General features: G+C 62.1%; 7 protein-coding genes and 1 pseudogene. 2 read left to right on the forward strand and 6 right to left on the reverse strand.

The window, feature by feature from the left end:
* Nucleotides 1–268: 268 nt before the first annotated feature.
* Nucleotides 269–1,024: an IclR family transcriptional regulator gene (locus tag AHiyo1_RS18020; RefSeq protein ID WP_059389461.1), complete on the forward strand. Its 756-nt coding sequence runs from the start codon at nucleotides 269–271 to the stop codon at nucleotides 1,022–1,024.
* Nucleotides 1,025–1,188: 164 nt separating this feature from the next.
* Here AHiyo1_RS18020 and AHiyo1_RS28340 read toward each other — a convergent pair.
* The 5 genes and pseudogenes from AHiyo1_RS28340 to pucL form a co-directional block, all read right to left on the reverse strand.
* A pseudogene (locus AHiyo1_RS28340) lies at nucleotides 1,189–2,750 on the reverse strand (NCS1 family nucleobase:cation symporter-1).
* A gap of 154 nt (nucleotides 2,751–2,904) precedes the next feature.
* On the reverse strand, nucleotides 2,905–3,126 hold the full coding sequence (locus AHiyo1_RS27190) for a hypothetical protein (protein ID WP_253257439.1): 222 nt from the start codon (nucleotides 3,124–3,126) through the stop codon (nucleotides 2,905–2,907).
* Nucleotides 3,123–3,728, reverse strand: coding sequence for a MurR/RpiR family transcriptional regulator (locus AHiyo1_RS18030; protein ID WP_253257440.1), 606 nt, complete (start codon nucleotides 3,726–3,728; stop codon nucleotides 3,123–3,125). Before AHiyo1_RS18030 ends, AHiyo1_RS27190 begins: the two co-directional genes overlap by 4 nt.
* A 112-nt stretch (nucleotides 3,729–3,840) precedes the next feature.
* On the reverse strand, nucleotides 3,841–5,331 hold the full coding sequence (locus tag AHiyo1_RS18035) for a nucleobase:cation symporter-2 family protein (protein WP_059389462.1): 1,491 nt from the start codon (nucleotides 5,329–5,331) through the stop codon (nucleotides 3,841–3,843).
* Between the two features lie 218 nt (nucleotides 5,332–5,549).
* Nucleotides 5,550–6,464, reverse strand: a complete 915-nt coding sequence (gene pucL, locus AHiyo1_RS18040; protein ID WP_172465633.1) for a factor-independent urate hydroxylase — start codon at nucleotides 6,462–6,464, stop codon at nucleotides 5,550–5,552.
* 415 nt (nucleotides 6,465–6,879) lie between these two features.
* Here pucL and AHiyo1_RS24925 point away from each other — a divergent pair, with 415 nt between their 5' ends.
* Nucleotides 6,880–7,056: a hypothetical protein gene (locus AHiyo1_RS24925; RefSeq protein ID WP_172465634.1), complete on the forward strand. Its 177-nt coding sequence runs from the start codon at nucleotides 6,880–6,882 to the stop codon at nucleotides 7,054–7,056.
* A gap of 131 nt (nucleotides 7,057–7,187) precedes the next feature.
* On the opposite strand, the gene AHiyo1_RS18045 is transcribed toward AHiyo1_RS24925, so the two are convergent.
* The coding region (locus AHiyo1_RS18045; RefSeq protein WP_059389463.1) for a hypothetical protein at nucleotides 7,188–7,669 on the reverse strand (482 nt) is incomplete at its 5' end.

Raw genomic sequence — 7,669 nt, forward strand, 5'->3', positions numbered from 1 at the left:
AGCTCGACGGCGCGGCGACGCGCAGGGTGATCGAATTTCCGGGGCTCGGGTTCGCCATTGAATTTCCTCCTCGTACAGGCCCATAGCGGGCCTCCGCTCAAACCGAATGTTTTCGTATTATGGATATTATTATCTACAAAGTGGAAACACAAGCCCTGATCGGCAGGCAAGCATTCCGGCGTCGCGTGCTGTATCTTGAGTGTTCTAAGCAATTCTTTTCACGATGCGGATAAGAGTTGTCGGATTCCGAGCCATAGGAGACAACGGAATGGCTGAAAAGCCCTCGGGAGGCGTGCAGTCCGTCGAGCGCGTCTTCGAACTGCTGGAACTCATCACCGACGCCGGCGGAGACGTCACGTTGAGCGAACTGTCGTCGTCGACAGACCTGCCGCTCCCCACCATCCACCGCCTGCTGCGCACTTTGGTGTCCCTCGGCTACATCCGGCAACTGCCCAATCGTCGCTACGCACTGGGCCCCCGGCTCATCCGGCTTGGCGAAGGCGCCAACAAGCAACTCGGAGCATTGGCCCGCCCCCAGCTGAAGTCCCTCGTGGACCGGCTCGGCGAAACGTCCAACATGGCCGTGCTGGATTCCGACATGGTCATCTACGTTGCCCAGGTTCCGTCCCTGCACTCCATGCGCATGTTCACCGAGGTGGGCCGCCGCGCCCATACGCACGACACCGGCGTCGGCAAGGCCATCCTGGCCCAGTTGGATGACGAAGTGGTCCGCGGGATCGTGGCCCGCACGGGCATGCCGACTCCCACGGCCAAGAGCATCGGGGACATCGATTCCCTGCTCGCCGATTTGAACCGGATCCGCGAACGCGGCTACTCGATCGACGAGGAAGAGCAGGAAATCGGCGTCCGTTGCTTCGCGATGGCTGTGCCCAATGCTCCGACGCCCACGGCTATTTCGGTTTCCGGACCGGTGTCCCGCGTGGACCAGCACTTCGCCGACCGCGCCGTGCCGCTCCTGCGCGAAGCCGCCCTCGCGATCTCTGCCGAGCTGAACCAGAACTAATCCGTCCCGGACGCTCGCTCACCTATGTGGGGTTTTTGGCGGACCCTCGCTCACCTATGTCGGGTTTCGGGCGGACGCTCGCTCACGGGGTGAGCGAGCGTCCTGGAATTTGGCCCTATAAGTGAGCGAGCGTCCGGCGGTTTCTGTTTGATGACGGCGGGCGCTCAGGCGAGGGCGCCGTCGTTCACTTCGACGCCGTTAGGCTCCAGGTTGATCATGGGGGATCGCTTTTCGAAGTACCAGAAGGTCAGCAGGCCCAAGGCACAACCGAGGAACCAGCTGTAGTTGCCGATCCAAGTTGCGTTGACTGTGGTGGCTCCGGAGTCAAGGAGCGCTTTGGGAATCAGGACCGAGGCGATCGACACTACGCCGCTGATGGCCACTGACTTGACCGCGTTGGGGTTGTAGCCGTTGCGGAACCAGTACTTGCCGCTTGGCTTCATCGTGTACATGTCCTCAACCCACACCTTCTGCTTTCCCACGAGGTAGTAGCCGGCGATGAGGATGCCGAAGAGCGGGCCGATGAGCGCCCCCAGAACGCCGAGCGTGTAGTGGATGGCGTCGTCGTTCGAGTACCAGTTCCACGGGGTCAGGATGACGGATCCGACGGCGGCGATCATGCCGCCCATGCGCCAACTGATTTTCTGCGGGCTCACGTTGGAGAAGTCGAACGCCGGCGAGATGAAGTTGGCCACGATATTGATGCCCACGGTCGCGATGACAAAGGTCAATCCGCCGAGCAGCACGGCGAACACCGAATCGATTTCCTGCACGGTCTTGACCGGGTCCGTGATGAGGTGCCCAAAACCGGGGTGGTGGCCGACGCCGTGATGACCGTGAGCAGCGAGAAGAACAGGAAGTTGACGGGCAAGCCCAGGAGATTGCCCTTCTTGACGGCCTTGAAGCTCTTGCCGTAACGCGCGAAGTCGCCGAAGTTGAGCATGGGGCCGGAGAAATACGACACCACCAAGGCGATCGCGGAGATCATGACCGGGATGGACGCAGCGAAGTCGAGCGGTTCGCCGGCGGAGAGGTTGAGGCTGATGTTGCTGACGCCGGCCTTGGATACCAAGTAGATGGCGAGAACCAACATGACAACGTAGACGGCCGGTCCGGCGAAGTCGATGAATTTGCGGATGCTTTCCATTCCGTTCCAGAACAACGCGGCCTGGGCTACCCAGAGGATTCCGTAGCAAATCCAACCCAGGGCAGAAAGGCCAAGGAAGCCGTACTGATGGACGTCGTACAACGGCTTCATGGCCGGGAAGAACTTCAGGAACACGATCACCAGGGCTTCGGAGGCCAGGAAAGTCTGCACTCCGTACCAGGCGACAGCGATGAGACCGCGGATGATGGCCGGGATGTTGGCACCTTTGACGCCGAAGACGGCCCGGTTGATCACGGGGTAGGGGACGCCGGTCTTCTGACTGGGCTTCGCCACGAGGTTGCAAAACACCTGGACAATCACGATGCCCACCAGCAGGGCCACCAACACTTGCCAGCTCGCCAGGCCGAGGGCAAAAAGGCTGCCCGCCGTCACATAGCCGCCGATGCTATGGACGTCCGACATCCAGAACGCGAACAGGTTGTAGCTGCTCCAGCGCTGGTTGTTCAGGGGCACCAGGTCTTCGTTGCTGAGCCGCGGGTCACGGCGTGCGGCGGCTTCATCAATCGGGTGGCCAAGTAGGGTGCCGGTCTTCTCTGGGGCGAGTTGTGCTTCGGCCATCGGTTCCTCGAATCAGGGTTTTCCACGACCGGGGCAGTCGTTTCACTGGTTCAATTCAATGGAACAGATGTTTCAGTTCAGTTTCCGGACCGCTAACTCTTCTTTACGCTTGGCGCCGGGCCCGGCGAGCGAGCCGAGCACGGCCGCCTTCGGACTACCGTCGCTCGATCTCTTCCAGTGAGTCGAACAGCCCGGTGATTTCCCGGACGCGATCCCTTCCTGAACGGCCCTTCGCCGCCAACACGCCGTTCGCGAGGACGCTCACGAGGCTCATGGCCGACGCATAGCTGTCAAAGGCGGCGCTGCCCTCCACAGGGCATTCGATCCAGACGGAGGCGTCGGCCGCCAGCCAGCGCGCGCTCGGGTCTCCGATCAAGATGGTGCTCGCGCCGGTGGCGGTAGCGGCTTCAGGACACGGTCGAAACGGTCGGGCCTGCGCCGGAATCCAAGCAGAACCACGACGTCGTTCCCGTCCAGTCCGGCGAGCTCCTCGCCCACGCTTTGGCCCGGCTGAGGGGCCAGAGCCACCGACGAACGGCACTGGAGAAGCTGCTGCCGGAAATGGAGGGCGACAGGGAAACTGTTGCGGAAACCGATCAGAAGGACATTCCGGGCCTCAGCCAGTTGTTGTGCCACCTTGAGGAGGCGATCGTCGTCGAGCGTATCGAAAAGGCGGTCCAGGTTCTGCTGCTCCTGTGCCAAATGCAGGGGGATCCCGCCGTCGGCCTCCTGCCTGGCGAGCGGCACTCCGCTGGACCTCAGGCTCCGGGTGTGTTCCTTGACCTCGTTGAAATCGGCGAATCCCAGGCGGCGGAAGAGCCTGCTCATGGTGGCCTTGGAAACGCCGCTTAGCTGGGCGAGCTCGGCCGCGTTGTAGACCGCAAGGTCGCCCAAGCGGTCCAGCAGGGTATCCGCGGCCTTTTGCTCCTGCGGCCCAAGCTCCGAGTAGTGTTGTTCGATTCGCTCATCGATCCTCATGAAACAACCGTCTCACGCGGACCCGTAACTAGCGCGAAATGGCAGGTGTTGCCCTTCTTGAGGAAGAGGGGCAACACCTGCCAGTTCGGCGCAGAAAGGCGCTTTAGAACCGTCAGTGCTCGACGGCGGTGGACGACGTGAGTGGCACTTCCTTGCCCTCGGCGTCGATCAGTTTGCCGTTCTCGAACCGGTCGCCGTTCGCAAGGCACGCAATGTCCGATTCGGTGACCACGCGTCCCGTGCCTGCGACGAACACGGACTGGTTGTCCGAGTTGCCGGCCTTGAAGTGGTTGAAGAGCACGTTCAGCAGGATGGCCATGATGGCGGCCGAGCTGATGCCCGAGTGGAAGATCGTGGAGAACCAGGACGGGAACTGGTCGTAGAACTTCGGGGCGGCGATCGGGATCATGCCGAAGCCGATGGACGCCGCCACGATGATCAGGTTCATGTTGTTGCGATACTCCACCTTGGAGAGCGTCCGGATGCCGCTGGCGGCCACGGTTCCAAAGAGTACGACGCCGGCGCCGCCCAGGACGGGCGTCGGAACCGCTGCGACTACTCGCCCGAGGACCGGCAGCACGCCGAGGACCACCAGGATGAGTCCGCCGGCGCTGACCACGAAGCGGCTCTTGATGCCGGTGATGGCCACGAGGCCGACGTTCTGGGCGAAGGCGCTCTGGGTGAAGGAGTTGAAGAGGGGCGAGACGGCGCTTGAGAGCATGTCCGCACGTAGTCCGTTGCCGATGCGCTTGGAGTCGACCTTGGTGCCCACGATTTCGCCAACTGCGATGATGTCCGCCGAGGTCTCGGTCAGGGTGACCAGGATGACGATCAGCATCGAAACAATGGACGCGATTTCGAAGGTTGGAGCACCGAAGGCGAACGGAGTGGGGAAGGCAACGATCGGACCCTGGCCGACCTTGGAGAAATCTGCCATGCCCGTGGCGAGGGCGATGACGGTCCCGATAGCCATGGCAAGGAGGATGGACAGGCGGGAGATGGCCGCGTTGCCGATCTTGCTCAGGAGCAGGACGATTCCCATCGTGGCCGCGGCGAGTCCGATGTTCGCCATGCTGCCGTAGTTGGGTGCCGCGCTGTTGCCGCCCATGGCCCAGTTCGCTGCGACGGGCATGAGGGTCAGTCCGATTGTCGTGATGACGGTACCCGTGACCACAGGTGGGAAGAATTTGATGATCTTGGAGAAGAGGGGAGTGATCGCCAGGCCGATCAAGGACGCCACAATGACCGAACCAAACACCGCCTGGATCCCGCCGCCCCCGTGGACGATCGCCACCATGGTGGAAACGCCGGCGAAGGACACGCCCTGGACCAGCGGCAGCTGCGATCCGAAGAACGGGATGCCGATCGTCTGAAGAATGGTGGCGAGGCCGCCGACAAACAAGCAGGCCGCGATCAGGAGGCCGATGTCCTGCGAGGACATGCCCGCGGCGGCTCCGATGATGAGCGGCGGGGCGATGATGCCGCCGTACATGGTCAAGACGTGCTGGAAGCCGTAGGCGAACGTGCTCCCGATCGAGAGGCGCTGGTCCTCGGGGCGGGCTGGCCCGGACTCTGCGGGGCGGGTTTTCTTCTTGGTGTTCATGGCAGACTTTCTTGGTTCATGGCAGACGTCTTTGTCTGGCTAACGTTGTCTGGCTAACAAGGTGGTTTTGGGTATGGCCGCCCAACTGACTCGCATTTGATGTCGTTTTGAGGCTCCAAAACGACATCAAATGCGGGGGCCCACGCCGCCAGGGTTCCCTGGCCGAGCTTGCGAGGCGAGGGAGGCGGTGGGGACCAGTTGGGCGGCTGTTTAGAGGCTTAGCAGAAGCCGGCGATGCCGTTCCACGCAGCCGGGGCCGGTGTGGTGTTATCGCGCTGGACCGTGGCTTCGATCAAACCGTACGGGCGGTCGGCGGCGAAGAAGACCTCGTTGGGGTTGTCGAGGCCGAACGGGCTGAGGTCCACCAGGAAGTGGTGCTTGTTGGGCATCGAGAACTTGATCTCGTCCACTTCGCTGTGGGCCTCGAGGACCTTCTTGCCCATGTCGAACAGGGTCTGCTGCAGGGCGTGGGAGTAGTTCTCCGTGAAGCCTTCCAAGAGCAGGGCCTTGATGTCCTCGTAGCTCTTGTTGAAGTCGGTCCCGGCAGCGTCGAGCCCGGTGTTGTAGCGCCAGCGTGCCGAGACGTCGGTGGCGAGGATGCGGTCCGTGGTCTCGGGCAGCGTGGTGTACCGGTCGCGGGGGTAGCCGACGAAGCCGGACTGCGTGGTCTTGAGGACGGTCAGGTCCTTGAGGCCCGAGATGACGTGCGTTGTGTTGCCTTCGCGGACCACGACGGCGGTGCGGACTTCCTGCCCCTTGCGGACAAAGCTGTGGTCGTGTTCGGAGCCGTGTGCCTGGATGCGGTCCCAGGTGTAGGCCTCGGCTTCCCAACGGCCGCCCGTGACCCACTCAAAGCCCGAGGTGAAGTGTTCGCTCAAGCGCAGGAGGAAGGCTTCGGGGGAGCCGATGCCGTCGCGGGCAAAGGCGTAGATGGTGTTCTTCTGGGTGTCCGTGGCGACGACGTGTGCGTTGTCGCCTTGGAGGTGCGCAGCCTGGAAGTCGCCACGCAATTGCGAGGTGACGTTCAGGTCTTCGATCTGGTGGCGGTCGGTGTCGCGGGTGACTTTGACGACGCGGACTTCAGCCTTGCCGTACTGGTTGTCGCCGAGGACGATCTTGTTGCTCATGGTCATATCCCAACTTCTGTGAGGTGGAACCCCTAAGGTCCACCAATGAAATTAAGCGCGTGTTTCGTACGCGTTTCTGGTGGAGCCGACCCAACAAAAAAGAGCCGGCATCCGTTGATGCCAGCTCATTACGACCCTGCCTGCTGCTCCCAGGTTACGTGACCTGCGCCACGAATTGAAGAAAGCGTAGCCCACCTTTGCCAGTGGTGTACATCACTTCTGGAGAATCGTTATCTACTTTCCGAATGTGACCGACGGCGGTTGGCGGCAGGGGCGCGGCCCCGCGGACACCCCTTGACGCGGTTCGGGAATCCCCTCTACCATTTCCATATAACAAAAAATGTTTTCCAAGATGTGGAAGTAACGAAGAGCTTCAACCGCATCGCCACGGAGAACTTGAGCGCATGAAATAGGAGGACAGATGGACTCGCAGGATAAGAACAACGTCGTGGAATTCCCGGCGCCCGGCCAGGAACTGTACCTGCCGTTCGGCGCCACGGATCCCGACTTCTACATTCCGGCCGACTGTGACCGCACGCCCGGGACTTTCTCCCGTTGGTTGCGTGCCCTTCCAGTGTTCGGCCGGCAGCGTTCCTAGGGCTCCTGCCCCTGGGGATGAGGGACTCTGCGCAACAGAGCCAAAAAGGCGGGCGGCACCTGGGGAGGTGCCGCCCGCCGCTTCGGGTTGACCGACAAGTAGCGTCGCGGACAAATATCTGCCCGGCGAAGCTACATTGGCAAAGCCTTGGCGATCGTCGAAATGATCATGCTCGCTTTGACGGACACCAGGATCAGGCTCAGGGCAGTCAGGCCAATCAGTGCCCAAACCGGCGCGAGTCCGCGCTGCGGGGCGACCTTGTGGACGATCACTGAACGGCCCACGACGTAGACTCCGGCGCCGAGGAAGGCCCATGCCCAATGGAAGGGGCGGACCACCCCGTCCCTTTGCAACTTTTGCCAGTCGAGGTAGGACAAGAGGACGCTGACCCCGTAGATGAGCCAGCCTGAAATGACCAGCAGGAAATAGGGAACGCTGAACGCGCTGGGATCGAGGGTGGGTACGCGCCGAGCGCCGACATACCGCAGGTGGAAGACCGGGTTCCAGAGCAACAGGATGATCAGGGTGATCACCGGCAGCAGGGTGACGAGCCAGATGAACGGATTGTAGACCGGCGTCCCACTGCTGATTTCCGGGCGCGGCGCGGGCTGGA

Origin of the sequence: Arthrobacter sp. Hiyo1 (assembly GCF_001263615.2) — a bacterium.
Lineage (GTDB): Bacteria > Actinomycetota > Actinomycetes > Actinomycetales > Micrococcaceae > Arthrobacter.